Annotated in this window: 29 protein-coding genes and 1 pseudogene; 9 read left to right on the top strand and 21 right to left on the bottom strand. The window is 42.6% G+C overall.

All coding sequences use genetic code 11. The features are described from left to right. Positions 1–113: 113 nt before the first annotated feature. Entirely contained in the window at positions 114–1,655 is a 1,542-nt protein-coding gene (locus tag NIES1031_RS01445) for an AbgT family transporter (protein WP_073547755.1), read from the top strand. Between the two features lie 157 nt (positions 1,656–1,812). On the opposite strand, the gene NIES1031_RS23125 is transcribed toward NIES1031_RS01445, so the two are convergent. From NIES1031_RS23125 to NIES1031_RS24635, 3 genes are all read right to left on the bottom strand, one after another. After that, positions 1,813–2,184 carry an FRG domain-containing protein gene (locus NIES1031_RS23125; RefSeq protein WP_236738687.1) on the bottom strand — a complete coding sequence of 124 codons (372 nt, stop codon included), beginning with the start codon at positions 2,182–2,184 and terminating at the stop codon, positions 1,813–1,815. A gap of 149 nt (positions 2,185–2,333) precedes the next feature. Beyond that, on the bottom strand, positions 2,334–2,576 hold the full coding sequence (locus NIES1031_RS24640; protein WP_073547753.1) for a hypothetical protein: 243 nt from the start codon (positions 2,574–2,576) through the stop codon (positions 2,334–2,336). A gap of 14 nt (positions 2,577–2,590) precedes the next feature. Then, positions 2,591–2,884, bottom strand: coding sequence for a hypothetical protein (locus NIES1031_RS24635; RefSeq protein ID WP_073547752.1), 294 nt, complete (start codon positions 2,882–2,884; stop codon positions 2,591–2,593). A 194-nt stretch (positions 2,885–3,078) separates the two neighbouring features. On the opposite strand from NIES1031_RS24635, the gene NIES1031_RS01425 reads away from it, so the two are divergent. Next, positions 3,079–3,258, top strand: a complete 180-nt coding sequence (locus NIES1031_RS01425) for a DUF4089 domain-containing protein (RefSeq protein ID WP_073547751.1) — start codon at positions 3,079–3,081, stop codon at positions 3,256–3,258. Further along, on the top strand, positions 3,255–4,625 hold the full coding sequence (locus NIES1031_RS01420; protein ID WP_073547750.1) for an AtzE family amidohydrolase: 1,371 nt from the start codon (positions 3,255–3,257) through the stop codon (positions 4,623–4,625). The genes NIES1031_RS01425 and NIES1031_RS01420 overlap by 4 nt, the downstream gene beginning before the upstream one ends. Here the strand turns inward: NIES1031_RS01420 and NIES1031_RS01415 are convergent. The 3 genes from NIES1031_RS01415 to NIES1031_RS01405 all read right to left on the bottom strand — a co-directional run bounded on the left by NIES1031_RS01415 (position 4,613) and on the right by NIES1031_RS01405 (position 6,775). After that, positions 4,613–5,116, bottom strand: a complete 504-nt coding sequence (locus NIES1031_RS01415) for a GNAT family N-acetyltransferase (RefSeq protein ID WP_073547749.1) — start codon at positions 5,114–5,116, stop codon at positions 4,613–4,615. The two genes, NIES1031_RS01420 and NIES1031_RS01415, sit on opposite strands and share 13 nt — an antisense overlap. Continuing rightward, positions 5,113–5,562 (bottom strand): GNAT family N-acetyltransferase, encoded by a 450-nt coding sequence (locus tag NIES1031_RS01410; protein ID WP_218596617.1) that lies wholly within the window; start codon positions 5,560–5,562, stop codon positions 5,113–5,115. Before NIES1031_RS01410 ends, NIES1031_RS01415 begins: the two co-directional genes overlap by 4 nt. Positions 5,563–5,764: 202 nt before the next feature. Beyond that, positions 5,765–6,775, bottom strand: coding sequence for a CobW family GTP-binding protein (locus NIES1031_RS01405; RefSeq protein ID WP_073547748.1), 1,011 nt, complete (start codon positions 6,773–6,775; stop codon positions 5,765–5,767). Positions 6,776–6,904: 129 nt separating this feature from the next. Here NIES1031_RS01405 and NIES1031_RS01400 point away from each other — a divergent pair, with 129 nt between their 5' ends. Beyond that, a complete protein-coding gene (locus tag NIES1031_RS01400) occupies positions 6,905–7,648 on the top strand; it encodes a DUF3891 family protein (protein WP_236738674.1) in 744 nt (247 codons plus the stop codon). Between the two features lie 370 nt (positions 7,649–8,018). Continuing rightward, positions 8,019–8,951 (top strand): isopenicillin N synthase family dioxygenase, encoded by a 933-nt coding sequence (locus NIES1031_RS01395; protein WP_073547746.1) that lies wholly within the window; start codon positions 8,019–8,021, stop codon positions 8,949–8,951. Here the strand turns inward: NIES1031_RS01395 and NIES1031_RS01390 are convergent. After that, positions 8,948–9,688, bottom strand: a complete 741-nt coding sequence (locus tag NIES1031_RS01390) for a lycopene cyclase domain-containing protein (RefSeq protein WP_073547745.1) — start codon at positions 9,686–9,688, stop codon at positions 8,948–8,950. The genes NIES1031_RS01395 and NIES1031_RS01390 overlap by 4 nt on opposite strands. Positions 9,689–9,948: 260 nt before the next feature. On the opposite strand from NIES1031_RS01390, the gene ilvN reads away from it, so the two are divergent. Further along, positions 9,949–10,470: an acetolactate synthase small subunit gene (ilvN, locus tag NIES1031_RS01385; protein WP_073547744.1), complete on the top strand. Its 522-nt coding sequence runs from the start codon at positions 9,949–9,951 to the stop codon at positions 10,468–10,470. A 44-nt stretch (positions 10,471–10,514) separates the two neighbouring features. Here the strand turns inward: ilvN and NIES1031_RS01380 are convergent, their stop codons facing one another. The 8 genes and pseudogenes from NIES1031_RS01380 to NIES1031_RS01345 all read right to left on the bottom strand — a co-directional run bounded on the left by NIES1031_RS01380 (position 10,515) and on the right by NIES1031_RS01345 (position 18,554). Further along, entirely contained in the window at positions 10,515–10,892 is a 378-nt protein-coding gene (locus NIES1031_RS01380; protein ID WP_073547743.1) for a cytidine deaminase family protein, read from the bottom strand. 206 nt (positions 10,893–11,098) lie between these two features. After that, positions 11,099–11,272 (bottom strand): annotated as a pseudogene (locus NIES1031_RS01375) (type II toxin-antitoxin system HicB family antitoxin); the annotation flags it as partial. 72 nt (positions 11,273–11,344) lie between these two features. Continuing rightward, positions 11,345–11,479, bottom strand: a complete 135-nt coding sequence (locus NIES1031_RS26570; protein WP_236738685.1) for a type II toxin-antitoxin system HicA family toxin — start codon at positions 11,477–11,479, stop codon at positions 11,345–11,347. A 133-nt stretch (positions 11,480–11,612) separates the two neighbouring features. Further along, on the bottom strand, positions 11,613–12,614 hold the full coding sequence (locus NIES1031_RS01365) for a zinc-dependent alcohol dehydrogenase family protein (protein WP_073547832.1): 1,002 nt from the start codon (positions 12,612–12,614) through the stop codon (positions 11,613–11,615). Between the two features lie 41 nt (positions 12,615–12,655). After that, a complete protein-coding gene (locus NIES1031_RS01360; RefSeq protein ID WP_073547742.1) occupies positions 12,656–14,344 on the bottom strand; it encodes a GspE/PulE family protein in 1,689 nt (562 codons plus the stop codon). A gap of 298 nt (positions 14,345–14,642) precedes the next feature. Beyond that, positions 14,643–15,959, bottom strand: a complete 1,317-nt coding sequence (locus NIES1031_RS01355) for a dihydrolipoamide acetyltransferase family protein (protein ID WP_073547741.1) — start codon at positions 15,957–15,959, stop codon at positions 14,643–14,645. A 165-nt stretch (positions 15,960–16,124) separates the two neighbouring features. Further along, entirely contained in the window at positions 16,125–16,574 is a 450-nt protein-coding gene (locus NIES1031_RS01350; RefSeq protein ID WP_015189614.1) for a YlqD family protein, read from the bottom strand. 39 nt (positions 16,575–16,613) lie between these two features. After that, positions 16,614–18,554, bottom strand: coding sequence for an AMP-dependent synthetase/ligase (locus NIES1031_RS01345; RefSeq protein WP_218596632.1), 1,941 nt, complete (start codon positions 18,552–18,554; stop codon positions 16,614–16,616). A 512-nt stretch (positions 18,555–19,066) separates the two neighbouring features. On the opposite strand from NIES1031_RS01345, the gene NIES1031_RS24120 reads away from it, so the two are divergent. Then, complete coding sequence (locus NIES1031_RS24120) at positions 19,067–19,231, top strand: hypothetical protein (protein ID WP_178378018.1); 165 nt, start codon at positions 19,067–19,069, stop codon at positions 19,229–19,231. A 217-nt stretch (positions 19,232–19,448) separates the two neighbouring features. Here NIES1031_RS24120 and recQ read toward each other — a convergent pair whose 3' ends face one another. Further along, positions 19,449–21,257: a DNA helicase RecQ gene (gene recQ, locus NIES1031_RS01340; RefSeq protein ID WP_073547739.1), complete on the bottom strand. Its 1,809-nt coding sequence runs from the start codon at positions 21,255–21,257 to the stop codon at positions 19,449–19,451. A 145-nt stretch (positions 21,258–21,402) separates the two neighbouring features. On the opposite strand from recQ, the gene NIES1031_RS01335 reads away from it, so the two are divergent. Beyond that, a complete protein-coding gene (locus NIES1031_RS01335; protein ID WP_073547738.1) occupies positions 21,403–21,687 on the top strand; it encodes a DUF427 domain-containing protein in 285 nt (94 codons plus the stop codon). Between the two features lie 166 nt (positions 21,688–21,853). On the opposite strand, the gene NIES1031_RS01330 is transcribed toward NIES1031_RS01335, so the two are convergent. Together NIES1031_RS01330 and NIES1031_RS01325 are read right to left on the bottom strand one after the other, a co-directional pair. Next, positions 21,854–22,975, bottom strand: a complete 1,122-nt coding sequence (locus NIES1031_RS01330) for a Gfo/Idh/MocA family protein (protein ID WP_073547737.1) — start codon at positions 22,973–22,975, stop codon at positions 21,854–21,856. A 190-nt stretch (positions 22,976–23,165) separates the two neighbouring features. Then, positions 23,166–23,945, bottom strand: a complete 780-nt coding sequence (locus NIES1031_RS01325; protein ID WP_073547736.1) for a response regulator transcription factor — start codon at positions 23,943–23,945, stop codon at positions 23,166–23,168. 561 nt (positions 23,946–24,506) lie between these two features. Between NIES1031_RS01325 and NIES1031_RS01320 the strand changes: the two genes are divergently transcribed. Next, entirely contained in the window at positions 24,507–24,755 is a 249-nt protein-coding gene (locus NIES1031_RS01320; protein WP_015189607.1) for a DUF6761 family protein, read from the top strand. Positions 24,756–24,856: 101 nt separating this feature from the next. Here the strand turns inward: NIES1031_RS01320 and grxD are convergent, their stop codons facing one another. The 3 genes from grxD to NIES1031_RS01305 all read right to left on the bottom strand — a co-directional run bounded on the left by grxD (position 24,857) and on the right by NIES1031_RS01305 (position 26,137). Beyond that, positions 24,857–25,180: a Grx4 family monothiol glutaredoxin gene (gene grxD, locus NIES1031_RS01315; RefSeq protein ID WP_073547735.1), complete on the bottom strand. Its 324-nt coding sequence runs from the start codon at positions 25,178–25,180 to the stop codon at positions 24,857–24,859. Between the two features lie 67 nt (positions 25,181–25,247). Continuing rightward, positions 25,248–25,499 carry a BolA family protein gene (locus NIES1031_RS01310; RefSeq protein WP_015189605.1) on the bottom strand — a complete coding sequence of 84 codons (252 nt, stop codon included), beginning with the start codon at positions 25,497–25,499 and terminating at the stop codon, positions 25,248–25,250. Positions 25,500–25,561: 62 nt separating this feature from the next. Beyond that, a complete protein-coding gene (locus tag NIES1031_RS01305; RefSeq protein WP_218596631.1) occupies positions 25,562–26,137 on the bottom strand; it encodes a hypothetical protein in 576 nt (191 codons plus the stop codon). Between the last annotated feature and the right edge of the window lie 333 nt (positions 26,138–26,470).

Below are 26,470 nucleotides of genomic sequence, written 5' to 3'. Positions count from 1 at the left end.
GGTAAAAGGTGAAACAAAAAAATCATCCTCAATTTCAACCAATTACCAATTACTAACTAGAAACAATAATCTTAACCGATTACCAATTACCAAAATCAATAAGGTAGGGGTTCATGACACAAACAACTCCTCCAGAACAATCTAGCCCTCCGAAAAAAACTGGTTGGTTAGGTAAGTCTCTGGCTTACATCGAAGCAATTGGCAATAAACTTCCCGATCCGCTGACGCTGTTTTTTATCTTTTGTCTCGCTGTGATTGCGATTAGTGCGATCGCCTCTGCATTCAACATAAGTGTTGTTAATCCTGGAAATGGTGAAACGATTGCCGCCGTATCGCTATTAACACCCGATGGTATCCGCAGAATTGTTACCGAAGCCGTCACCAACTTTACGGAATTTCCACCGCTGGGAACCGTGATTGTCGCAATGCTGGGTGTGGGAGTAGCAGAAGCAACAGGGTTACTTGCGGCTTTACTGCGTCAGTTGGTAATTGTTGCACCTGCGGGGTTAATTTCGCCCACGGTTGTGTTTGCGGGAGTGATGTCTAATATTGCATCCGATGCGGGTTATGTTGTGCTAGTTCCGTTGGGTGCGATCGTCTTTTTAGCGTTTAAGCGTCATCCTCTCGCTGGTATGGCGGCGGCGTTTGCAGGTGTTTCGGGTGGTTTTAGCGCTAACTTACTCCTCAGTCCCTTAGATCCTCTCCTTGCTGGATTATCGCAAAGTGCCGCGCAACTGATTAATCCTAACTATGAAGTTAATGCGACTGCGAATTACTATTTTCTTGCAGTTTCGACGTTTCTTGTCACGCTCGTTGGTTGGTTTATCACCGATAAAATTGTCGAACCGCGTCTTGGTAGCTATCAGGGCGAAGCAGCAGCGCTAGAAGAACTCAGTGCTAGAGAACGTAAAGGACTGCGGTGGGCAGGTTATGCTTTATTAGCTTTTATTGTTTTTGTTTTAGCGTTATTACTACCACCACGCGGGATTTTACGCAATCCAGAAACTTTTACGATTGTTCCCTCACCGTTTATCGATGGAATTGTATTTTTGATTGCGATCGCGTTTCTCATTCCAGCAATAGCATACGGTAAAGCTGCGGGTACGATTCGCAATGATAAAGACGTTGCTCAATCGATGGGTAGTGCGATGAGTACTTTGGGTTACTATATCGCATTGGCGTTCGTTGCGGCTCAATTTATTGCTTATTTCAATTGGAGTAATTTAGGAGTCATCACCGCTGTCAGTGGTGCCAATTTCTTACGGGCTACCGGAATTACTGGTCCACCAATCCTGTTATTGTTTATTTTATTAACCGTTGTTCTCGATTTATTTGTCGGTTCTGCATCAGCAAAGTGGGCTGTTATGGCACCTGTATTTGTGCCGATGTTGATGTTAATCGGTTACTCACCCGAATTAACACAAGCAATTTATCGAATTGGTGATTCTACAACAAATATTATCACACCATTAATGCCTTATTTTCCTGTTGTTGTTGCTTTTGGGCAAAAATACGATAAGAATATGGGTATTGGTACATTAATTTCGTTAATGCTACCTTATTCATTGATTTTCTTGATTTGTTGGACAGTATTGTTCTTCGTTTGGTTATTCTTAGGTCTTCCTTTAGGTCCTGGCGCACCAATGCGAATTTGAAGTTAATTACTTTTAGGAAGCGGCATAAAAACTTTTTGTAAGTTGTACTTTTCGTGTTCATAAGTTTCATCTGCAAGCTTTGTATAAAGCCATTCAAGATGCGCGCAAAGTCCTTCTAAATCAGGAAATAGTTCTGCTGAATTAACTCCTAAACGATCTAATTGAAACCGAAAAAGTGCAAATGTGCTTTAATTCTTTCTTTAATAAGCCTTGGTTGAAGCAAGAAATTCCTATCGATTTGAAATGGATCTTGAGGTTTCAAAGTAGATATATAATCTTCAGCCTCTGGATGAAAAAGCCAAATCACACCATTTTGATTTTCAGCGGCTGGCTTGCAGACTGGCAACAAAAGCGCAGCTAGCGGAATCACACTCCAATCGAGTAGTCGAGTTGCTAATCCGTGATGTTGCATGATTGCTAACCATTCCCAATCATTATCTGGTTTTTCCTTGAGTAAGGGAACGCTTAGCAGTTTAAAGTTATTCAGCATCGCTTGTTCTGCTTCAAGAACGGGTATTGTAGTTGATATGCGGGCGATTTTAGGTAATAGGTGTAAATTTCTTTGTCCGCGATAAAGCGCGCGTTTACCACGATTAATGTCGCCTTAGAAAATTGCAACAAACCGCAGAGACGCAGAGAACACAGAGGTAAGAGATTGAAAGAGATCAAGCGTTATTTTTAAGGTTCTTGATCGCTATATTTCCAACGAATCATTACGCTAAGGGTAAGGGCGGTTACTGCTAGCATTAATCCTCCTGCAAGCCTGTAGGTTGTACTTAAGCTTAGCCAAGTGCTTAATGGTTGACTGACTAAAGGTGATGTAAACTGACCTAGGAAGAAACTCGTTGTCAATCCGCCTAAAATTCGTCCGCGCAGCGCGACTGGAGTTGATAAGGTTAAGCATACATTTATGTTGGGCATCAATAGCCCGATTCCTAATCTGCGATCGCTAAGCTGACTAAAACAAGTTCGTAGCTACGGGAAAAACTAATAAATAGATAGCCAATACCCATTAGCCCAAACGCGATCGCAAGGAACAGCGCTGGAACCGTTAGTACTAGCCGCACTAAATAGTCAGCATTAGCAACATCAGCAAAGTGCTGTCGCATCGCCGGAAGCGAGGGTTCGATCGTCGTCGCGCCAGCCATAACAGTTAACGTACTCACCACAAGCAGGGTTGCTTTGACTAAAAAGGTATCGGGACTGCGAAGTCGGATCGCGTTATTCATAATTGAGTTGTTAATAATCTGTACAAGCTGAATGCTTTGATTGCTCAAATTCGCTTCTAGCAGATTTCAAGTCCTTCTCAATATCTGCGTGGATGACTCTTAATAAATTATTTTCTCTCTCAATAGCTACTTTGGTTGAACTATAAATGATACTATTTCCCCACGCTCATCATTTGTAAACTAGATTGCGCCGTATGGAAAAATTTGATGTGGCAGAATATGTTGATCGCACCGCTGCGATTCTCGACTTAGATATTAATCCAGAATATCGGGAAAACGTCATCGCAAATTTTGAGAAAATACACGCGATCGCGCAACTCGTTAATGAATTTCCCATCCCAGATGTTGAAGCTTTACCAACGTTTGAACCATGAATGATGCTGTCTCGATCGCTGCTGCTGTGCGTGAAGGTAAAATAAGCGCTGTCGAAGTAACACAAGCTGCACTCCAACGCATTGCACAACGCCAAGAACTTAACTGTTTTACAGCTATTACCGATGAATCTGCATTGCACGATGCAAAGCGAATTGATGATGCGATCGCCCAAGGAAATCACCCTGGTTCGCTTGCAGGAGTTCCCTTTGCAGTCAAAAATTTATATGATGTTGCTGGAATTACAACGCTTGCAGGTGCAAAAATTAACGCAGAAAATCCACCAGCAACGCACGATGCTACACTAGTCACTAAATTAAAACAAGCAGGTGCGATACTCGTTGGTACGTTGAATATGGATGAGTACGCCTATGGTTTTGTTACTGAAAATGCACATTACGGCGCAACGCACAATCCTCATGATTTCAATCGCGTTGCTGGTGGTTCGTCTGGTGGTTCCGCAGCAGCGGTAGCGGCGAATTTAGTACCCTTAAGCCTTGGTACAGATACAAATGGCTCAATTCGCGTCCCTGCGGCTTTTTGTGGCATATTCGGCTTAAAACCAACGTATGGTAGGTTATCTCGCGCGGGAGTTGCATTATTTTCTAGTAGTTTAGACCATGTTGGACCATTTGCACGTTCAGTGCGCGATATTGCAACCGTATTTGATTTATTGCAAGGATACGACGATCGCGATCCTGTTTGTACGCAAAAATCACCTGAATTGTGTTTACCGCAACTCGATCGTGGAATTGAGAATTTACGAATTGCTGTTGCAGGCGATTACTTTACCAAAGGCGCTGAACCCGAAGCAATCACGGTGGTTGAACAAGTTGCACAAGCGTTGGATGTTACTGAGTATATCACTTTACCTGAAGCCCATCGCGCCCGTGCCGCAGCATTTATTATTACCTCGTGTGAGGGTGCAAATTTGCATATGGAGAAGTTGCGGTCGCGTCCTCAAGATTTTGATTTTGCAACGCGCGATCGCTTTTTGGCGGGGGCGTTGATTCCAAGTCATTGGTACATTCAAGCGCAACGTTTTCGGAGGTGGTTTCGCGATCGCGTCAAAGAAGTTTTCCAAAACATTGATATCATTCTCGCCCCAACAACACCCTGTTTTGCACCTTTAATCGGTCAAAAAACAATGATGCTAGCTGGTGAAGAAATTTTAATTCGTCCGCATCTAGGACTTTTCACGCAACCACTATCCTTTATCGGCTTACCCGTTTTATCCGTTCCGATTCACCGCCCTGGTTCCTTACCTTTAGGCGTACAATTAATAGCTGCACCTTATAATGAAGCAATCATTTTACGTGTTGCGGCTGTATTAGAAGCAAAAGGAATCGTTTCTACTCATACTTCTTGAAAAGCAGGAGGATAAACAACTGTCCCTTGATATTTCTCCTGATAACTTGTCAGTAATTTCACCATAAAAGCGTCTGCCGGTACTGGAAAAGGTGACTTGATGCCATAATTAAGCGACGGCTGAAAACCAAAGCGCGCGTAAAACTGAGGGTGACCTAAAACAACAACTAATGCTTCTCCCATAGTCTCCGCAGTTTCTAAACCAACTTGCACAAGTGCGCTACCAATTCCTTGTCTCTGAAATTTAGGAACGACGGCTAAAGGTGCTAAACCTAATACGCGTAAATTTTCTTTTCCTACAAGTTCAATACAACTAAATAAAATGTGACCAACTACAGTATTATCAACTTCTGCAACGAGTGACAATTGCGGAATATAACAATCCGAATCACGAATTTTATCAACTAATTGCGCCTCATTTTCACGTTCAAAAGCTTGAGTGTGAACATCATAAATCGCCGAAGTATCTAGCGCATTTTCACAACGAATCATTTAATCATTAACTCCATAAATACCCAATTTACATGATATTCTTCAGGATTTTCGCTTTCAGGATATGGTTGAATGCGCTGAAAACCTACTGATTGATAAAGTACTTGTGCTGCTTTGGCAAAAGGTGCGCAATCCAAACATAACTTTGAGTATCCTATCTGCTGTGCTTCGCTCACAATAGCTTGTAATAAAGCCTTACCAATTCTTTTTCTGCAATACTCTGGACGAATATACATTCTTTTGATTTCGCCTACCTCCTTGCCAATTTTCCGCAATCCAGCGCAACCAGCAGCAACACCATTATATTCTGTGAGTATGAGTCGTCCTAGTGGTGAAGCAAACTGCGGTAAATTCATGATATTCTGTTTTAAGAATTCATCTACATTAAAAGTGATATTAAAATCGCGTTGAAGTAGCGAATGAAATTCAATTAAATTCTCTTTCAATAGTTCGTAGATTACCTTTCTATGAGCATCAGTTTATACTTGAATCTTTTTAAGAGCAATCAGTTTATTTAAAATTAACAAAAATCAAATATACCCTTACATATTTAATTATAAAATCCCCCGCAAACGAGGGATTCAAGGGCAAGAAAAGTAATTCAGTACAGCTTTTTTAAGCTATCATTTATTAGTCTTTTTAAGAAAATTACACCAAACAGTCATTTAGCTGTTGTTGAAGTTGAGCAATATCTAAATCACGCCCAATCAATACTAATTGGTTTTTTGGCGAACTCAGCCATTGTTCTGCATTCATATCATAGCGCGAACCACTGAGTTGAAATATATGTCGTAAATCGCTATCACTAAACCACAAAATACCTTTAGCACGAAAAACATTTTGCGGCATTTGTTGCGTAAGGAAATGTTCAAATTTATGCACACTAAACGGGCGATCGCTTTCAAAGGACAATGATACAAAGCCATCGTTTTCGAGATGATGCGAGTGATGATCGTGGTGGTGATGATGATGGTGATGATCGCTGTGTGTCTTCTGAGTAAATGTGTTAACTGGCGTCATTCCTATACCAAGAATTAATGGTAACGGAACTTGACCGTATTGAGTTGGAATAATTCTTGCTCCTGCTTTAATATTACGGATGTAAGCTTGTACTTCCTCTAATTTTTGCGAAGACACAAGGTCAAGTTTATTGAGTAAAATCATAATATCTCCATAGTAGATTTGTTTCAGCGCAGCTTCACTATTAAAGTGATCCGACGTAAATGCCTCAGCATCGACTAATGTTAGTATCGAATCGAGATGAGTCAGATCGCGTAATTCCGTACCGACAAATGTGAGAATAATTGGTAAAGGATCGGCAATACCTGTAGTTTCAATCACTAAGTAATCAATGCGGCTGTCGCGTTCTAAAACTCGATAAACAGCATCAACGAGTCCATCATTGATTGTGCAACAAATACAACCATTGCTGAGTTCTACCATATCTTCATCAAGTGAGACCAACAGTTGGCTGTCAATGTTGATATCGCCAAACTCATTGACTAAAACAGCTACCTTTAAATCCTTTTTGTTCGTCAGAATTTGATTGAGTAACGTAGTTTTACCACTTCCTAAAAAACCAGTAATAATTGTTACTGGCATTCCCCGCTTAGGAATATTCAACGCAGATTCAGTCGTTTGTGTCATTAAACCTGTCATAGGTTCTCTCCTTCAACTCGGTTTTAATAATGATTATCATTTTAACTTGCCAAAGTAGCTTGGGAAGAATATAACCTGCGGGCTAGTATCCTTGACGCGGTACTTAATGCTAAAAATGAGAACTGTTGTGTGTATTGGAAATATATGATCGTTAACCCTACCCGTGATGGATGGGAAATTATCTATCACCGCGCCCATGCGCTGCTTGCAGCCCAAATTGCTGGACAATGGCGAAGAAAAGAAGTTTCTATTCGGTCATATGAGACGATCGCCGCAATTTCGCACCACGATGACTTAGAAAAAGAATGGGAGGAAAGGTGTCTCACGCCAGCAGGCGCGCCAATGGACTTTACGCTCGATCCCGAAACATCTTATGATGAGTTACGCAAGCATTTAGAAGGAGCATTGTATCGCGGGCGCTGGGTAGCATTGCTAAATTCAATGCATATGAGTCGCTTGCAAGAAGGAAAACGTTCCGAATCCGCCGAAGCTGCTAGTTTTTTAGACGAACAGTTAAAGAATCAACAGCAGTGGTGTAAAGAATTAGGAATCTCAAAGCAAGACGCGGATGATGCGTATGCATTTATGCAGTGGTGTGATCGCGCTTCATTAATTCTGTGTCAAAAGGAACTCCCCGCCGATAATCGCGCCCTAGAAATTAGTAAAGCACATGACGGGCAACGCTACGACATCATGCAAGTTGATGAAGGCTTCGTGACAGTCACACCGTGGTGTTTTGAAGATCAGCGCTTTACAGTCAATGTGGAAGCATCCGATCTCAATCAAGTTAAATTTGATGATAATGCTAGTCTAGTTAAAGCGTTAAAAGCCGCACCGCGTCGAATCATCGAATGGACATTTGTCAAGTCATAAGAATTTAAAATTTGTTCTATCTTTGTAGAGCAAATTGATATCTAGACATATGCTTTACTGATATATTCACACGTCTGGTATCACTTTAACTGCATTTTTGTATCAGACAACAGGCAAGAGAACTTAAGCAGAGAATAAATAAATCTCCTCTTGCCACTTTTTTTTAGAAACTTGCGCCTCTTATTCTTAAAACCCTAAAAGTACGATACGATACTGCTCATTTAAGCCAAAGAACAGATAATCTACAACAATCCCATATTATTATGAAAATCTCTCCCAAATTCTTTCCTCTGCGCTCTCCGAAACTCTGTGGTTCGTTAATAACAAAAACAACTTTCCTGTAAATTTCTACTCATTAAAAAACGCTGAAATGCAAATCCCAATTATTGATTTTCAGCCATTTATAGAAGGCAATTTAGAAACACGACAAGCTGTAGCACAGCAAATTTATCAAGCTTGTCACGAAATTGGATTCATGTATCTCAAAAATCCAGGAATATCTTCGCAGCAAATCGAAGCTATATTTACGCGATCGCAGTTCTTTTTCAATCTTCCTTTAGAAGTCAAGCAGCAATTAGCTTGGAGTGATGAAATAAGCAATCGCGGTTATGTTGGAATTGAAAGAGAACGTTTAGAACCTGATAAACCAGGAGATCTTAAAGAAGCATTTAATGTTGGAAAAGAAGTTAGTAGTTATAATGCTACTCCAAATATAGTAATTAACAAATGGCTTCCTGAACAAGAAGATTTTCAAAGCGAGGTTCTGGCATTTTGGTATACTTGTTGTCAAGTTGCAGATCAAGTTTTACAAGCATTTGCGATCGCCTTACAAGTACCAGAAGACTTTTTTACCACAAAGCATGATCAGCAAAATCATACATTGCGACTTTTGCATTATCCACCAATAACACAACAACCAAAACCAGGACAAGTCAGCGCTGGGGCGCATTCTGACTATGGCAGTATTACACTCTTATTTCAAGATCGCGTAGGAGGATTAGAAGTCCAAGCAAGAAGTGGTGAATGGATTTTAGCACCTGCAATTCCTGATACCGTTGTTGTCAATACAGGAGATTTAATGCAGCGGTGGACAAATCATGTTTTCTGTTCTACCAAGCATCGAGTTATGATTCCAACAGATGAACGGATAATGCGATCGCGCTATTCGATTGCCTTTTTCTGTCATCCCAACCACGATGCAGAGATTGTGTGTCTTCCCAGTTGTCGTAGAGAAAATTCAGCAATTTATCCACCCATATCTGCTGGAGAACATTTATTGAGTCGCCTACAAGCAACTTATTAATCAACAGATGTGATCGCTGCAATTTTTGGCAGTTTTAACAACAGCAACAATAACAATCCCTGCACTACCATAATATTAGTAACAAGAAAGAAAATCGCCTCTTCAATTGGCAATCCAAACAACTCAATTCCAGTAGTATACATCTCAGAAATTTGCCAAATACCATCACCAATTGCAATGCGATCAATTATCCATAAATATAATGTCGGCACAACAGTCGCAATTAATAAAATGCGTTGCATTGCTTGAAGTGTTGCTGCACCTATTACCCATTGCAGCGTTATTACAGGCGCAGCCCAAGCGAGAATGAGTCCTAAATACACCGTCGAGGGCGATCGCAGCATCAAAAACCCAACAACACTTAACGATACCCCAATTACCAGTAACAGCACTCGCAAAAATGGGTAAGCCTGCTGCTGATTTGATTTAGGTTGACGCGCTAGTAGCCAGTAAAGCCAAAGCCCTGTAAGAATACATTGCAAGATAAAAAATAAATATTCTTCAATTGGTACATAGCCGATTGTACCTAAAACGCGATCGCTGCCATAGTTCCACACTTTCCGCCAAACTAAATAGTTGTCCCAAGGCGTTGTATAAATAAAGGCAACAATTGCAATTAATGGTAGCCCTAAAGTCGCCCTACGCCCGCCCACACCTGCAAGTGGTTGCGGTTGTCTCCATGCGAGAAACAAAATCGGGGGAAGCACAAACAACAAATGAAAGACAAAATAGCTCATAACTCCGGCGTGATTGTATAAAATGCAAGCAACACTTGCTAATCAAATAGTATGTACCATTGATTGAGTTAAGCTGTCACTACCTCTGGTATTATCGATACGTGTAGATTCGCCATAGTCAGATAATTAGTAAATAAAAGCTGACATATATCTATATTTTCTTACGTTTAAAAGAGCAAAAATTCGATAAAATATATGGTCTAGGATAATTAGTTTGATAGCGATCGCTTTTTGAGAAGTTACCGCCTTTTTTGGCAACAATGAAACACACTTTATCTGTTTTAGTAGAAGATGAAGCGGGAGTTTTGACCCGCATTGCTGGTTTATTTGCACGCCGTGGCTTTAATATCGAAAGCCTTGCAGTAGGACCTGCGGAACAAAACGGCATTTCGCGAATCACAATGGTTGTCCCAGGTGATGATCGAGTAATTGAGCAACTGACCAAACAACTCTACAAGCTCGTCAACGTCCTCAAAGTACAGGATATTACGGAAACTCCCTGTGTCGAGCGCGAATTGATGCTGCTAAAAGTCAACGCCACAAGTTCGACACGTTCAGAAATCGTCGAATTAGCCCAGATTTTCCGCGCCCGTGTTGTCGATGTTGCTGAAGACTCACTCACGTTAGAAGTCGTGGGCGATCCTGGTAAAATGGTTGCGATCGTCCAGGTGTTGCAAAAGTTTGGTCTACGCGAGGTCGCTCGCACTGGCAAAATTGCCTTAACGAGAGAATCTGGCGTGAATACAGAATTACTCAAATCATTAGAAGCCGCAAAAGTTTAGCAGAGTATTACTCTCTAAGTGGCTAGTGACACAGTTGGGCTGTGCTACATCCAGTGATGAGGCAATAAATCGCTTAGCACTCTGTAGCTTGTGTCATCAACTATCACTCGTGTCTTTAGATTCTCTTTACTTACCTGCATCATTAACTCTCTGCACCTTCCGCATGGCATCAGGATTCTTTTTGAACTCACTGCCACAATGTAATCAATCACAGTTTCACGGGCTTTAAGCATTTCGGCGATCGCTGCATGTTCAGCACAAAACCCAGTACCACACGCTAAATCCAAACATATACCTGTATAAATAGTGCCTGCGTTTGTCATTAATGCGCAACTTACAGATCCTGCTGTTAACCCCTGCTCGGCAAGCTGAAATTCTCCAAGTACGGTTTTTGCTTTCTTGATTAGTTCTTGGTGCATCATTGATCGCTGAAATCTTAGAGCACTTCTCTATTGATAATCTTAAGGTTTCCTAATTTTGGACACCAGCAGTTCCAATCCATCGTCCATATTTGGAGGTAATACAACCCACCATTCTGACTGAGAAGTTGCGAGTAGCCTTTACTACATCGTTAAGATTCCCATCAGTTTGCTCCATTAGGGTTATACTGCTGCAATCTCTATAATCATCAGACAACCTGAAGCGTCCTGGGTTCTGGGATTGCTTCACCTTCTACAAGACACGCTTCCAAGTACATTTCAATAACTTCTTCACCATTGCGAATTGCTTCTTCACGAGTTTTTCCATGTGTGCAAGGCATCACAACCAGATCGGCAAACTCTGGAATTGTAACCAGGAAAAGTTGATCTTCATCAGATCATTGAATAATCACGCTATATCGATTCATTGCTCCTCGCCTCTCAACTCCTCTAGTTCAGCAAGTAATTTTTCTAATTGTTTCTCCATCCTTGCCAGGGATTGTCAGAGTTTTTCTGAGTAGAGGATGTCGCCAACGTTCATAGCTGCCTTTGCCCCGCTTGGGTAAGTAAACAAATCCTGCGCGTGTAATCTGAGCTTTTCACTCTCGAATTTTCCTAGGCATGGATATTGTCTTGGTTCTCTACCCTATTTCACTTCCCTTCTCTAGCCAACAGCTTGATTTCCCTGTTTCAACACGAGCTTACCTTGCCTACTCCTTACAGTCACTCACTGCCAGTCACCAAGACAATTTTACCCATTGTCGATCCAGCTTCGAGGACTTGATGTGCTGTTGCTGCTTTTTCTAGCGGAAAGATCTTATTGAGGTGAATTTTGAGCTTTCCTTCATCAAACCATTGCCGACATTGATTGAGAATATCGGCTTGATGTTGTTGGGCGCTAACTAGCCCCTGTAGCATAGGAGTGAGCATTAATTCATAGCTAACTCGCAGATTGCGATTTCGGGCGACTTTCCAATTTGTACTCGCATCTGGCTCTAGGATTGTGACGATATCGCCGTATACACGCACTGCGGCAAAAGTCTTGGCAAAAGTCTCGCCACCAACCGTATCAAAAGCTAAATCTACGCCTTCTCCACTCCAATCAAGCACAGCCTGCACAAAATCTTTTTCTTTGTAAAGAATTGCACGATCAGCACCTAGCTGATGCACAAAGGCGGCTTTTTCGTGCGAACTTACGGTTGTGCAAACCGTCGCACCGTGCAATTTAGCTAATTGAATTGCCACATGACCGACACCACCAGCCCCAGCGTGAATCAGGACTTTTTGCCCTAGCTGAAGTCGTCCGCGATCGCATAAAGCTTCCCAAGCAGTAATTAACACTAAAGGTGCAGCCGCCGCCGCGACAAAAGATAGCGAAGTCGGTTTAGGGGCGACAAAGCGTTCATCGACGACAACGTATTGCGCGTAGTTACCCTGCTTACCACCAAGCCCGCCTTGACAAAAATACACTTCATCCCCAACACGAAATCGCTGAACACCAGAACCCACCGCTTCAACAACTCCTGCACCATCACAGCCTAGAATTGCTGGCATTTGATCGGGATAAAATGTACCGCGCCGTCGTAATTTTGTATCGATGGGGTTAACCCCCGCAGCTTGGAGGCGCACGAGGATTTCTGTGTCGTTTTCTATGCTAGGGGTCGGAACTTCCTGTAGTTGTAATACATCTGGATTACCAGGTGCAGTCATTAAAACAGCTTTCATCATCGCTAGTTTTGTAAACAACACACGCGATCGTAGCGGATTTAGTATCTTGTCTCCACGGCGCTTAAGCGTTTCACCTTTGTCCAATCTTTTTCTGAAGACTTCGAGTATAAAGCCGTGCGCGGGATGACTCGTAATACTTCTTCTATAGTAGTTAATCCACTGGTGACTTTGGCGATCGCCGCTGTCCGGAAAGACGCAAAGTTTGTTTCTTGGAGATAATGACGTAGCTGAGTAATTGTACCCTCATAAATAATTTCGCGCACAACATCATCAATATCGAGTAACTCAACAATCGCTTCGCGTCCTAAGTAACCCGAATGAAAACACGCACTACATCCTTTACCTTTGCGCCATTGTGATGCATTCGCTTGGCTCAAGTCAATTCCCAAAACACGTAAATCAGTTTCGGTTGGGGTATAAGGTTCATCACAGTGGGGACAGACACGCCGGACTAACCGCTGCGCCACAATTCCTAATAAAGCATCACTGAGTAGCGCGGGATCGGGTCCAATATCTTTTAAACGCGGAATCACCCCAATCGCATCATTCGTGTGCAGTGTTGTAAATACCAAGTGTCCTGTTAATGCCGCCCGAACTGCGGTTTCTGCGGTTTCGTGGTCGCGAATTTCCCCTACCATAATAATATCAGGATCTTGCCGCAAAATCGCCCGCAAACCAGCTGCAAATGTCATTCCTGCGGCTTCATTAACTTGAGTTTGAGTAATTCGAGGTAAAACGTACTCTACCGGATCTTCTACTGTCACCACATTGACGTTTTCTTTTGCAACACTTTGCAGACTTGTATACAGCGTACTAGTTTTACCCGAACCTGTAGGACCTGTAAGAATAATCATGCCCTGAGGTTGTTGTAACCAGTTTTTGTAGAGCGATAACGTTTCTGGAGAAAAGCCTAAATTATCAATGTTAGAAAATGGGTTTTCACGCGGTAGTAAACGAATCACCGCCTTTTCGCCGTTGACACAAGGAAGCGTACTCACGCGCATGTCCATTCCTATATCAGCAGCCGTTGCTGTCGAATATTTCTCCTCAATGCGTCCATCTTGCGGGCGGCGACTTTCAGAAATATCCATATTGGACATTACTTTTAACGCAACAATCACGCGACGGCTCTGTTCTGGTGGCAGCATGGTAATATCACGCAATACGCCATCAATGCGGTAGCGCACGCGCAATCCTTCCGCCGTTGGTTCGAGGTGAATGTCACTCGCACGGTTGCGTAACGCCCCCGAAAGCAATGTTTTAATGCGTTCGATTTGATCCGCCGCCCGCGATAGCGAGATTTGCGTCGTTTCAGAAATATTTTCCTGTTCGTGTTCGCCTGTCAGTGGATTAACTAACGGTGAAGCATTAATGCGATTATTATTGATATTTTGGCTATGAAACCAAGTGCGATAGCTTTTATCAGAAATCGGAATAATTTTAATTTCGCTGCCTGTACGTTTTGTGATGAGCGCGATCGCGTCAGGAGTGATACTAATAGGACTACCTAGATAATAACAACCGCGCCACAGCAATAACGGAATCGTTGGCGGTAGTGAACTTTTATCAGGAAAGTGACGTAAGAATCTGTAGCTAACATCATTATCTAGCAGTTCATAATTAACATTTCCTTGCTCGTCTACTAATAGTTTTAAAGCCTCAGTGCACGTGATTTCTTGATTTTTTAATCTTTGCCAAGTTGAGGTAATATTTGATGAAATTTGCATTTTTTATATATTTAAATACTGCCAAAAAAGCTTAAATAAAGGAGAGCAAGATTCTAACTTTCCACAATAAATTTAAAACCACCTTAAACTTAGCGTTGTTTATTCTACGACTCCAAGCGAAATTACACTGATAGCTTAGAACGAGTTCAATATTATTAAATAAATATTTTCAGTGAATTTACAGAGATTTTTCACGATAAGAATCTCAGAAAAAATCGCAATTTTACGCTTGACCAAATTCAATAAAAAAGACTTAGGGTTACTAACCCCAAGTCTGCTACTCAAATAAATTGTGCATTTACATTGTGAGCGATTGTGGATTTGTCTCAATCAACTTCGCTAAATCTTGTAAAAAGGCAGCTGCGTGCGCACCGTAGATAATGCGATGGTCACACGTAATATTGACTTGCATTTGCTGCCGCACACCGAACATTCCATCGATCGCGACAACTTGCGATCGCGCAGCACCTACCGCAAGAATCGCTCCTTGACCTGGTGGTAGAATCGCATCAAACCGATCGACACCAAACATCCCCAAATTGGATAACGTAAAAGTACCACTGTTGTATTCTTCAGGTTGTAGTTGCTTCAGACGAGCGCGGTCAACTAGCGATTTCCAATTACGTGATAGTGAATAAATATCAGTTTGGTCGGCATTTTGCAATACTGGGGTGATTAACCCACCATCATCCATCGCTACAGCAACAGCAATGTTAATCGCACTACGATATTGAATACCTTGTTCCGAATAGCTGGCGTTTACCAGCGGATGTTTCTGCAACGTGACAGCAACAGCTTTCACCAACAGCGCAGTCATCGTCACGCCCTTCGATTTGATCTGCTTGTAAAGCTTATCTAATTCATTGGTCGTAATCGTGTAGCCAACGTGGAAGGTAGGCACTTGCAAACTTGCTACCATATTGCGCACTACGGCATTTTGCAGCGTATTCAAAGGTACGACTTGACCTGGTGCACCAGTAGCGACGGGGGCTGGTGCGGGTACAGGAGCGCTTTTAACCGCTGGTGTGGGTGGTGGTGCAACAGGAGCCTTGATTTGCGGTTGTGCGGCTGGTGTCGGTTGGGTTTTACCTGCTGCTGCTTCGATATCTTGTGCCACAATCCGACCGTGAGGACCACTACCTTGCAGATTACTCAAGTCAACTTTAAGTTCTTTGGCGAGTTTCCGCGCCCGTGGCGAAACCATCACGCGTCCGGCACGATGTGCTGCACCATTTTGGGAACCTTCAGCAGCGTCCTCAGCGGTTGTAGCCGTTGTTGCGACATCCGCTATTTGTCCTGGTGAGGTTGTCGTATCGGCTTCAGATTGCGTAGCACCGCCAGATTGAGCTTGTTGCTTGGCCGTTTCAATTTCAGCTTCGGTTTCAGCTAAAAGCGCGATCGCCGAACCGACAGGAGCACTCTCACCTGCTTCAACTAAAATTGTGGCTACATAACCTTCATAAAAGGACTCGACATCCATATCAGCTTTGTCGGATTCAACAACTACAACCGTTTCGCCTTTTTCTACTTTGTCACCAGGCGATTTGACCCAAGAGACTATTTTTCCCTCGGTCATAGTCGAGCTAAGCGCAGGCATAAATATTTCGTGAATCATGGAGCGAAATCCTGAAACGAGATATAGAAATAAGAATTAGTTTAATTGAGTTGCTAGCAAGCCGTAGTATCGTAGAGGAGCTTCTTGTGCACAGGAGTGTGGAAAGTGTGGGAAGTGTGGGAGGTAGAATCGCCAAACCCCTCACCCCTCGCCCCTCACCCCTCCTCAAATATCGCCGCGAATTTCTTGCACAACTCCATCACGTAATAATATTTCTACTTGTAATTTGCCGATCAAATTGTCTCCAATTGTGGTACTGAAAATCCCCTCAATCTGAAATTGGTTGACTTCCTGCTCAAGTTCGAGCAACTGCACTTGTTGCAAATTTTGCAAACTTTGATTTTTTTGTTCTAAAAGTTCGCTTTTTTGCTGATTCACCTGCAACTGAATATTTTCGATCTGTTGCAACGTTTGCGGACCTGGAGGCTGTAAACTCTGCTTTTGAATTTCAGCGATCGCCCGCTGTCCTTGCATTTCTAACTGTTGCAACTGCGTATCCACAGCATTGATTTGGGCTTGCAGTTGTTGCTGTACTTCTTCTTTCCAGCGGGGAGTGACAACAGCTTTAACGTTGACGGCGCGTTTTAGGAGTAATTGTGGTTTGGATGCATCCATAAGAGTTCTGCGATCGCTATTAATATATTTAAAGTAAAATCAGGCAAACATCTTGTTAATGATATCGCGATAACGCTCCGCCACAACCGGACGTTTGATTTTCAAAGTTTGCGTCATCATGCCATTTTCCATCGAAAACGGTTCTAAAACGAGTTCAAATGGACCAATTCGGTCATCTGGGCGATATCCTGGACGGTTTTTGACTTCGCGATTTAACTCTTGGCGGAATAAGTTCTGAATCGTTTTGCTGTTGAGATCGGTGGGTGAATCAACTTTTAATTCGATATTTTGGCTAGTTGCCCATTGTTCTAAGGCTTCGAGATTAGGAACAATCAACGCACCGAGCGATTTTTGGTCTTGTCCAACGAGCATGATTTGATCGATATAAGGCGATCGCAAACACGCGTCTTCAATCGGTTGCGGTTCGATATTTTCGCCGTTCGTCAACACAATCGTATCTTTCGCGCGACCAGTAATCACTAAATCATTTTCTGGTGTCAACCAACCGAGATCGCCCGTATCAAACCAACCTTCGGCATCAATTGCTTTTGCTGTGGCTTCGGGATTTTGATAATACCCTTGCATGATTTGCGGTCCACGTACCATCACTAACCCGCGTTCTCCTTGTGGTAAGGGTTGGCGTGTTTCAGGATCAACAATTCGTACTTGCGTTCCTGGGAGTGGTTGTCCCGCCGATCCGCGCAAATTACGCCACGGACGACGCGCATTCGTCACAGGAGATGTTTCGGTAAGTCCATATCCTACTAACACTTCCACACCCACAATCTCGAAAAAGTTCTCTAAGTGCATCGCTAAAGAACCACCACCGCTAATCACTTGCTTGAGTTGTCCGCCTGTTGCTTCGCGCACTTTTCGATAGACAATTTTTTCGCCTAAAGCATGAATTGGAGCCAACGCCGTTGCTTGTACCGAAGCGCTAAGACGTTCTGATAAACTTGGATTTAAGGAATTTAAGCTCAACCCGTGGACAATTCTGCGCGCTTCAATAAACCGCTGACTGTTGCTGAGAAAAAAGTCAATTAACTGCTGCTTATTCGCCGGTTGTTCGCGAAACTGTTTTTTGACTCCTTCATAAATCGATTCCCACAGTCGGGGGACACCAACCATGTAATTTGGTTTAAATTCGCGAATGTCTTTTTTGACTTGGCGGATGTTTGTATAAATCTGCGTACAGCCTTGCGAAAGTAAAAAGTATTCGCACGTACGCTCGTAAACGTGCCAAGTTGGTAAGATGCTTAAAACGCGATCACCTTCTTTTGGCTGTACAATACAGCCGAGCATTTCCACTTGGTGCAACAAATTACCATGCGTCAGCATCACGCCTTTGGGTTTACCCGTTGTGCCAGAAGTGTACATCAGCGTTGCCAGTGTTTCGCGGTTTTGTTGAACTGGCTGTAACGGTTGATTTTCGCCTAATGTCATTAACTGCGAAAAATTCAGCACTTTTAATTTTGATGCATCCGCTTCTGGAATTTCGTCTGAGAGTAAGACCGCAAACGAAATTGGTAATGAATCTAAATCTGCCAGCAGTTTTTGTAGCGTTTGTTGATTCTCGACGACTAAAGCAATACTGCCACTATTTTCTAAAATAAATAATAACTCTTGCCGCTCTGCTTGCGAACTGCGCACGACATTCGCCGCCCCAGCTGCAATAATTCCCTGATCCGCAATTAACCAGCGCGGGCTATTATCCGAGATCAGTGCGATGCGCGGTGGGATATCACCGTTTTTTACTTCTATCTCTAAAGCTTGTAAAGCAGCGGCAAACTGTTGGATTTGTTGATATAACTGCGTATAGTTAATAACGGTTTCTGGCGTAGCGTGGGGATCTCGCAGCGCGATCGTCTTGCCAAATCGCTGATGCGCTAATTGCCAGATTTCCGGCAAAGACTGTACCGATGAGTAATTTATTAACTGCTTGAGATTAAAGCGTTCTTGTTCGGTGAAATTATAAGACATATTAGGCGCAGGGCGGTTTACTAACATATATTAATCGCCAAATCAACCAGCTACTTTTACAAATTACCCTGCAATTGGCACAAATTAGCGAAATTGTAAGACACTATTACATCTGTAATGTAGTAATCCTCAGTTGGCTGTCAGATGCTGTAGAACTTGGTAATCGGTAGTAAGACTGTAGTAGCCGATTGTGATGCGATCGCGCTCATTTTTTAGTGTTCATTTTCCTTCCGTCTAACATAATAAGTTTGATAACAATTTAGTAAAGTAAATTAACAAGCATTTTTTCAATGTTTGCGGGGAAAGCTTCTATACTATCAATTTCGTGCTTTTTTTGTCCCGAAAAGACTTATTAATAAATCTTAAATTCAGATTAGCTTATACAAACTACAAGGAATTCAAAACAGAAAACGGATTGCAGTTTTGAAGTTTTGCTTCAAACTAAATACATAACGAATTGATACGTATGTCTTTGCAATTCCAGATAGTTTTTATAGGAGAGGACAAGAAATATGAACTTTGTAGATTGTGCATTGCTAACATTATTTAATGCTGGAGTCTGTCTGACTCTTCCCAAGTTGTTATCAATAGCCACAACTCCTAAAACACGTACTCAATCGCCTCAGAAATTAGCTGTTCAAGAAGTCGCAGTGAGTGTTCCAGTTTTTCCGAACTAGCACGATTCGTTCATACTAGTCACCCTTCGCCTATACTCACCACTTTGAAATTATCAATAGACCTCCTGCATGAAAAGAATTGCGAATAAATTCGCTACTAGATAAATAAAGTCTAAATTTATAGTGTGCGTAGCCACACTTCGTTTATTAGCCTCGACTTCGGTCGAAAGGCATCTATGATTTATACGAGAGGTTTGATAAGCAACCAAATTTAATATCACACCTCTTCGCAATAAGCTTGAATTTCGGCTAAAAATTGCGCGCCGTAACGTGCGAGTTTGTGACTACCCACACCAGAAAGTCGGGAAAACGCAGCTAAACTTTTAGGTTGCTGTGTTGCCATCAACCGAAGTGTAGAATCGGCAAAGATTACATACGGGGGAACTCCTTGTTCGTCAGCGAGTTGTTTACGCAACTTACGCAACCGTTGAAATAGCAACTCAACTTCAGCAGCAGCGCGAGTGTCTTCGTCAGAAATCCGAGTCGGCGCCGCACTTACAGCAATCAATACCGATCGCTGTCGTCGCATCACTTCCCAGCTTAAAGCATTTAGTTTGAGTACCGAGTAACCATCGGTGGTTTGTGCAAGTAACCCTTGATGAAGAAGCGATCGCCCCAGCATTCGCCAGTCATCAATACTCCGATCTTTACCAATGCCATAAGTCGAAAGATTTTGGTGTCCATTTTGCAAAATTTTCTGATTTTTTGCGCCGCGTAACACATCAATAATGTAAGTCATACCAAATCTTTCTTTGCACCGCGCCACACACGAAAGAAACTTCATCGCTTCCATCGTCCAATCTTGCATTGGTTTAGGGTGACAGCAGTTGTCGCAGTTATCGCACTTTCCTGAAAATCGTTCGCCAAAATAGCTTAATTGAATTGTCCGTCGGCAATCTATTCCTTCAGCGTAGTCAATCACTTGACGCAGCTGTTGTTTGGCAATGCGTTGTTCTTGCGGATCGGGTTTTTGGGCAATCAGGTATTCGATTGTTTTAATATCACCGTAGTTAAGAAACAGCGTACACCTTGCGGGTTCGCCATCACGCCCTGCGCGCCCTGATTCTTGATAGTAGCTTTCTAAATTACGCGGTAAGTCGTAGTGAATGACAAATCGCACATCAGGTTTATTGATTCCCATACCAAACGCGATCGTTGCTACCATAACTTGTACGTCATCGCGAATAAAGCTTGTTTGATTTGCAGTGCGATCGCGATCGCTCAACCCTGCATGATAGGGTAACGCGGCAATACCATCATTTTTTAGTTTAAAAGCAATTTCATCAACGCGGCGACGACTTAAACAATAAATAATTCCTGCACCTGATTGTTGACGAATAAGTTGTAGCAATTGCTGATAGCTTTGTTTCTGCTTCGGCTGAACTTCGTAGAACAGATTTTGACGGTTGAAACTGGCAATATGAATGCTTGGTTCAACTAAACCCAACTGTTGAATAATATCTTGGCGCACGCGTTCAGTCGCGGTTGCTGTCAGTGCGATTGTAGGTACGCCAGAAAAGCGGTGACGCAGTTTTTGGAGTTGTCGATATTCAGGGCGAAAGTCGTGTCCCCACTCAGAAACGCAATGTGCTTCATCAATTGCAAACGCAGAGATACCCATTTGGTGACACACCAAATCGAGAAACGGCAGAAATTTTTCACTTAATAAGCGTTCGGGTGCGATGTATAGAAGTTTGACTTTACCACTAAGAATAGCTTGTTCGCGAGTCCGCACTTGATACGCACTGAGACTACTATTAATAAATGTTGCGCCAATACCATTATCTTGCAGTGCTTCTACTTGATCTTGCATCAACGCAATGAGTGGCGACACAACCACCGTTAAGCCTTTTTTTAAGAGTGCTGGTAGTTGAAAACACAACGATTTACCGCCGCCAGTCGGCATCACAACGAGTAAATCTCGATTTTGCAGCGCTTGTTCTACAATATATCGTTGTCCTGGGCGAAAGCTGTCATAGCCAAAATAATGTTTTAATGCACTTTCTAGGGATGATAATTGTGGCATGGGCGGACGTATCAAGGCTGCGAAGTCAATAGGTAACTGGTGATTGGTAGCAATTAGGCGTTAGCCCCTGTCTAGCTAATTCGATTACCAATTTCATTTTCGCCGCATAATAATGGTTAGATCCATAATTTAATCAAAGAATCATATGCCGAAAGCAATCTGGAATGGAGCTATTTTAGCCGAAAGCGATCGCACCGAAGTTGTCGAAGGCAATCACTACTTTCCGCCTGACAGCATCAATAAAGAGTATTTCAAAGACTCTTCCACGCACACGACTTGTCCTTGGAAAGGTTTAGCAAGTTACTACAACATCGAAGTTGATGGGCAAGTGAATAAAGATGCTGCGTGGTATTATCCTGACGCGAAGGAGAAAGCCAAGAATATTGAAGGTTACATCGCGTTTTGGCGTGGCGTAAAGGTTGAATCGTAAGTTTGATTAATATAGCAAAGGTCAGGGGTTATACACTTCACTTTGAAGTTACTACAAATAGGTAGCTTCAAAAGCGTCAGGTGCAGAGGAGAAATGATTTGTATAGCAGTCTCTTTGGGGTGGTTAAAACATTGAAGGTACGAATAACCATTACCCTAACTCATTTTCAATCCTGATCTCTGACCTCTGCTCTATTTGTCAAATCAGGAACATCTACCCAAACACCACGCTCATTTGATGTATGACTGAGATCCATCAGTAGCTGTGAGTAAACGCCTTCTCTTAGAGATGGTGTCAAAGACTTACCTGCATCGATTCCTTGCACCCAGCGATCCACAACGCGAATAAACGGCGCAATCCTACCATCAGCATAAGTTCGCGGGAAATCTAAACGCTGCGGAATTTCGACTTCGGTTAATGGTTCACCAGCACTTGCAGCCCAGAGACGAAAACCATGCACGTAATCTTTTTGATTGTCACTGCCTAAAACTAAAGTACCGCGATCGCCATAAACTTCGATCCAGTGTCCTCGCCCTTGAAATGTACTTGCACTAATACAGACGTTACACAAAGTCCCATCAGCTAACTCTAAGAGCAACATACACGTATCATCGGCATCAACAGGTTTCATTTCGCCTGTATCAGCGTCTGGACGCATCGCAATTGCAGTATCTAAGCGGGCAAATAACCGCCTTACAGAACCAAATAGCCAATTAATGTAATCAAACGCGTGCGAAGCTAATGCACCTAAAGCACCGCCGCCTTTGGCTTTTTGCGAATACCAATTCCAAGGACGCGCAGCATCCGCACGGCTAGAAACCAGCCAATCAATTTTTATTAAACGTTTTTGCCCGACATAGCCTTCACTGAGAAGTTCCGCAAAACGTTGCCATGCAGGAACAAACCGAAATTCAAAATCAAGCGCGGTGACGACGTTGTTAGCTTGCGCGAGTTGATATAACTCTTGTGCTTCTGTTACACAAAGCGTTGTCGGTTTTTCGAGTAAGAGATGCTTTCTTGCTTGTAAGACTGGTTTTGCCATTTCGTAGTGCAGAAACGGTGGTGTGGCAATACTCACAGCTTGTACTTCTGGTAGCGAAACAACTTCTGCAATTGTTTGACAAGCATGGGGAATGTGATGCGCTTGGGCAATTTCTTGGGCGCGATCGCGATCTCTGTGATAGACAGCAACGACTTGCGTACGATGATGTGCTTGAAATCCAGGTAGATGAACTTTTTGACCGAAACCAGTTCCAACAAGTGCTACACCAATAATTTGTTGAGCCACAGACGTTTATTGAATAATAACGGCATAAATTACATCATAAAATATGACTTACGTCATCTTAGCGTTTTCATCAGAACCAAGACTTGGGGGGCTTCCCCCAAACCCCCTCCAAAAAAAGCGGCTACTCATGCACATCTGTGATTGTTCTGGCTAGCTGTTGCGTAAGTTCTGATAAACTTATTCAGTGTTTTTAAAACTGGCTGCTGAGCGCTGAATGTTGCGAATTCGCGTGTTCTGTAGATTGTCTGCAATGCACGACTTCTGGTGCGTGATTCACATTGCTATTCAACAGTTCCATATTAAATCGATAGCCTACGTTTCGCACCGTTTGAATCAAGCTTGGTTGTCGCGGATCGCGTTCGACTTTCTTGCGCAGTGATAACACGTGAGTATCGATTGTACGTGGATTATCGATCGCTTCAGGCCAAGCACGACGCAGCAATTCTAGCCGACTTAAGGGAATTCCCCCAGCTTGTGCCAAGACATACAGTAAACTAAATTCTTGCGGCGTTAAATCAATGAATTCTCCGTGAAAACAGACGCGTCGCTGCACTAAGTCAATTTGTAATGCGCCGTAATCTAAATACGCGGGTGCTACTGGCGTACGTTTGCGGCGAATTAAAGCTTCAACTCGTGCGAGGAACTCTTGCATCCCAAAAGGTTTTGTTAGGTAGTCGTCTGCACCTGACTTTAAACCAGTGACAATATCTGTTTCTGAGTTGCGGGTCGATAGCATTAAAATTAGGGGCTGTTGCTGTCGTTGCAACCAGCGACAAAATTCCATACTTTCGCCATCTTTCAGTTCAGCATCAAGAATCACTAGCGTTGGTTGTCGTACCAAAAAGACTTCTTGCGCTTGATAAAGACTCGCTGCTTGATGTACTCGATAACCAACTTGTTGCAAATGCCAACTAAGTAGCGATCGCAGATGCGGATTGCCCTCAACAATTTCAATACAAACCGAACCCACTGTGGCAAGTTTCCTTTGCGTTCGTGTGTTTCCAAAACTACCAAAGCCAGCACTCTGGTTTTGTAACTATTGCTACGATGGGCACAATTATAGTTCCCTGGTTGCATTAGCTACTTGATTTACTGGGTCAATAGTTAGATAAGAACACTAAAGTTTCATTTTGTTATTTCTCATTCTAAATCTTTCGGGTACGCCGCGTATTGTTACCTACCTATGGAATCTTCGGCACAAACGGACCCTACGACAAATCTAAGTCATATATTACTTGCGTTAATTTTAAAATTTTAGTAAGCGAAATAACTCAGTAGATACATGACATTGAGGACTTTTCTGCGTAAGCTCAAAATAGATTAAAGTGCGAGCGCACAAACTAACTACTCATCTCACTACGGAGGCTGAAATAATAGCACAAATACTATACACTTAGACAGATTAACGCCCTTCTTATTGAGTTGAGATAGAACGAAAGAAGCATGACCAGAACTAAACTAGATAATAGATAGATTTTTTAATTCTGATAGTTTTACATTTACTTGCTATTTAACTTTTGATACTGCAACCATGCTTCAAGATCCTCTCACAATTCGCTTTTACCAAAAACTCACCGACGCCCTCGTCGAAATGTGGAATCGCGGTTATCGCGCTGATGATTTACGATTGTACCTTGATGGCTACTTAGCAGCTTTACGTCACAGTAGTGCTATTGAACCTTACTTAATTCATCGAATGGAAGAGGAAGCTGTTCGCTTTCTTTACGACCCGTTTAACTTTGAATTATCGCAACCTGAGCCAGAATCAGACTATTATTAGCAACATATTCAATTTATCAAGCTAGTTGCTGTTCAGCTAAAAACAAAAATCCCCTCATCTGCATAACAGTAATCGAGGGGAACACGATTATAAATTAGTGTTTATGAAGCAAGTGCGACCTCGACCATCTGCTGTAATTCGCCTTTTTGGTACATTTCAATCAAGATATCTGAGCCACCAACAAATTCACCATTAATATAAACTTGTGGAATTGTGGGCCAATTTGAGTACTCTTTAATTCCTTGACGAATTTCAGGATCTGCTAATACATCGACAGTTTCAAAAGGGACACCTAAAACATTGAGGATTTGAACTACATTATTAGAAAAACCGCATTGGGGCATCAACTTTGTCCCCTTCATAAACACCATAATTTTATTCTGTTTGATCAGATCGTCAATACGTGCTTGTACTTCTGGAGTCATAATTTTTCCTACTCATGCTAAGGTTTACCATGCTGCTAGGGTTCACAAGTTACCCTACCGATACAACTCAACCAACTGCCTGCCAAGCTTGAGGAGTGTAAGTTTTTAGTGCTAGGGCATGAATAGCTTCTGAGGACATAGCTTGCCGTAAAGCGCCATATACCAATTGATGTTGTTGTACTAGTCCCTTATTCTCAAATTGAGACGAAACCACCGTCACTTGATAGTGATCGCCACCGCCTGTCAAGTCTTGCACCTGAACCTGGGCATCTGGAATTTGCGACCTAATCATTTCCTCAACCTGTTGGGGGCTTATCATTGCAATCTCTATAAAGACTACTCAATCTTTATTTAATTTAACTGTTTCGCTGCGAAAGTAGATTAACGTTGATTGCTTTGTGAAGTATTTGGCGGAGTCGTTGTTGCACCAGTTCTAGGAAAAGGTGTGTCTACAAATCCTAGCTCAAACAACTGTTGATAAGCTTTCTTGCCTAAGTCGCGGGTAGGATTCTGGCTGCGAATAATCTGTACTAACAGCGGTACTGCTAATTCAGAGCGATTTTGCGCGCGATGAACAAGTGCTAGCTGATAAGTCGCATCATCACGCATCTGAGCAGTTTCTAAAGCTTTTTTACGTTGACTATCCGCAACACGGTTGTCAATTCCAGAGAAACTAGCGGCAAGTTCCTGGTAAAAATTAGACATTTGGTTAAAAACTTCGCGTGCCTCCTGCAATTTTTGCGTTGCTAGCGTATAGTTTTGAGATGCTACCGCATTGCTAGCTTCAGTCATTAGGCGCTGCCCTGCTGCCGTACTCAATAATGTATTGTTTTGCGGTGTAGGACGCAGTACATTTGGATTACTTGGGTCGAGTGGCTGTGCTTGATTAGGGGTGTTCGGCAGATTCGGGGTAGGTGTTTGAGCATTTCCTGGTGGTAAAAAGCTAAAAGCTGCCATAACCGGAAGAAAAGTCAGGCAGGTGTGGCGGAAGAAACGAACAGTTATAGCAGAAATCATGGAGTTATTAGTTACGTTTGAGAAAACACAAAAGTAGTTCAAACTTCGGGTATCTTAACTCCGATTGAGTCTTTCACCAAACCAGCGGCAGTTCCCAAAGTTCCTTGGCTTAGACTTAACCTACACCAAATTGGTTCCCTTTAGCTGTCTGGCAAAATCAAGGCTTAGAAAGTAGGTTGGGAGCTTTCTAGCGCAGGGGAGAGCGTACAATGAGAGCTTGTCGTAACTTTTTTAGTTTAAAGAAGACTTGAAAGCTTTTACATAAATGCGATC

The sequence above is a fragment of the Chroogloeocystis siderophila 5.2 s.c.1 genome (genome assembly GCF_001904655.1).
Lineage (GTDB): Bacteria > Cyanobacteriota > Cyanobacteriia > Cyanobacteriales > Chroococcidiopsidaceae > Chroogloeocystis > Chroogloeocystis siderophila.
This window is presented reverse-complemented; position numbering and strand designations above follow the sequence as displayed.

Bases quoted from the DNA above. Each gene is read 5' to 3' on its own strand.
- NIES1031_RS01360 (WP_073547742.1), bottom strand. From the start codon at position 14,344: ATGCAAATTTCATCAAATATTACCTCAACTTGGCAAAGATTAAAAAAT.
- NIES1031_RS01365 (WP_073547832.1), bottom strand. From the start codon at position 12,614: ATGAAAGCTGTTTTAATGACTGCACCTGGTAATCCAGATGTATTACAA.
- NIES1031_RS01345 (WP_218596632.1), bottom strand. From the start codon at position 18,554: ATGTCTTATAATTTCACCGAACAAGAACGCTTTAATCTCAAGCAGTTA.
- NIES1031_RS01350 (WP_015189614.1), bottom strand. From the start codon at position 16,574: ATGGATGCATCCAAACCACAATTACTCCTAAAACGCGCCGTCAACGTT.
- NIES1031_RS01320 (WP_015189607.1), top strand. From the start codon at position 24,507: ATGCTTCAAGATCCTCTCACAATTCGCTTTTACCAAAAACTCACCGAC.
- NIES1031_RS01310 (WP_015189605.1), bottom strand. From the start codon at position 25,499: ATGATAAGCCCCCAACAGGTTGAGGAAATGATTAGGTCGCAAATTCCA.
- NIES1031_RS01355 (WP_073547741.1), bottom strand. From the start codon at position 15,959: ATGATTCACGAAATATTTATGCCTGCGCTTAGCTCGACTATGACCGAG.
- NIES1031_RS01390 (WP_073547745.1), bottom strand. From the start codon at position 9,688: ATGAGCTATTTTGTCTTTCATTTGTTGTTTGTGCTTCCCCCGATTTTG.
- NIES1031_RS01405 (WP_073547748.1), bottom strand. From the start codon at position 6,775: ATGACAGGTTTAATGACACAAACGACTGAATCTGCGTTGAATATTCCT.
- ilvN (WP_073547744.1), top strand. From the start codon at position 9,949: ATGAAACACACTTTATCTGTTTTAGTAGAAGATGAAGCGGGAGTTTTG.
- NIES1031_RS01415 (WP_073547749.1), bottom strand. From the start codon at position 5,116: ATGATTCGTTGTGAAAATGCGCTAGATACTTCGGCGATTTATGATGTT.
- NIES1031_RS24635 (WP_073547752.1), bottom strand. From the start codon at position 2,884: ATGAATAACGCGATCCGACTTCGCAGTCCCGATACCTTTTTAGTCAAA.
- NIES1031_RS01420 (WP_073547750.1), top strand. From the start codon at position 3,255: ATGAATGATGCTGTCTCGATCGCTGCTGCTGTGCGTGAAGGTAAAATA.
- NIES1031_RS01335 (WP_073547738.1), top strand. From the start codon at position 21,403: ATGCCGAAAGCAATCTGGAATGGAGCTATTTTAGCCGAAAGCGATCGC.
- NIES1031_RS01395 (WP_073547746.1), top strand. From the start codon at position 8,019: ATGCAAATCCCAATTATTGATTTTCAGCCATTTATAGAAGGCAATTTA.
- NIES1031_RS01305 (WP_218596631.1), bottom strand. From the start codon at position 26,137: ATGGCAGCTTTTAGCTTTTTACCACCAGGAAATGCTCAAACACCTACC.
- NIES1031_RS01445 (WP_073547755.1), top strand. From the start codon at position 114: ATGACACAAACAACTCCTCCAGAACAATCTAGCCCTCCGAAAAAAACT.
- NIES1031_RS01425 (WP_073547751.1), top strand. From the start codon at position 3,079: ATGGAAAAATTTGATGTGGCAGAATATGTTGATCGCACCGCTGCGATT.
- NIES1031_RS01380 (WP_073547743.1), bottom strand. From the start codon at position 10,892: ATGATGCACCAAGAACTAATCAAGAAAGCAAAAACCGTACTTGGAGAA.
- grxD (WP_073547735.1), bottom strand. From the start codon at position 25,180: ATGACTCCAGAAGTACAAGCACGTATTGACGATCTGATCAAACAGAAT.
- NIES1031_RS24120 (WP_178378018.1), top strand. From the start codon at position 19,067: ATGAACTTTGTAGATTGTGCATTGCTAACATTATTTAATGCTGGAGTC.
- recQ (WP_073547739.1), bottom strand. From the start codon at position 21,257: ATGCCACAATTATCATCCCTAGAAAGTGCATTAAAACATTATTTTGGC.
- NIES1031_RS24640 (WP_073547753.1), bottom strand. From the start codon at position 2,576: ATGCCCAACATAAATGTATGCTTAACCTTATCAACTCCAGTCGCGCTG.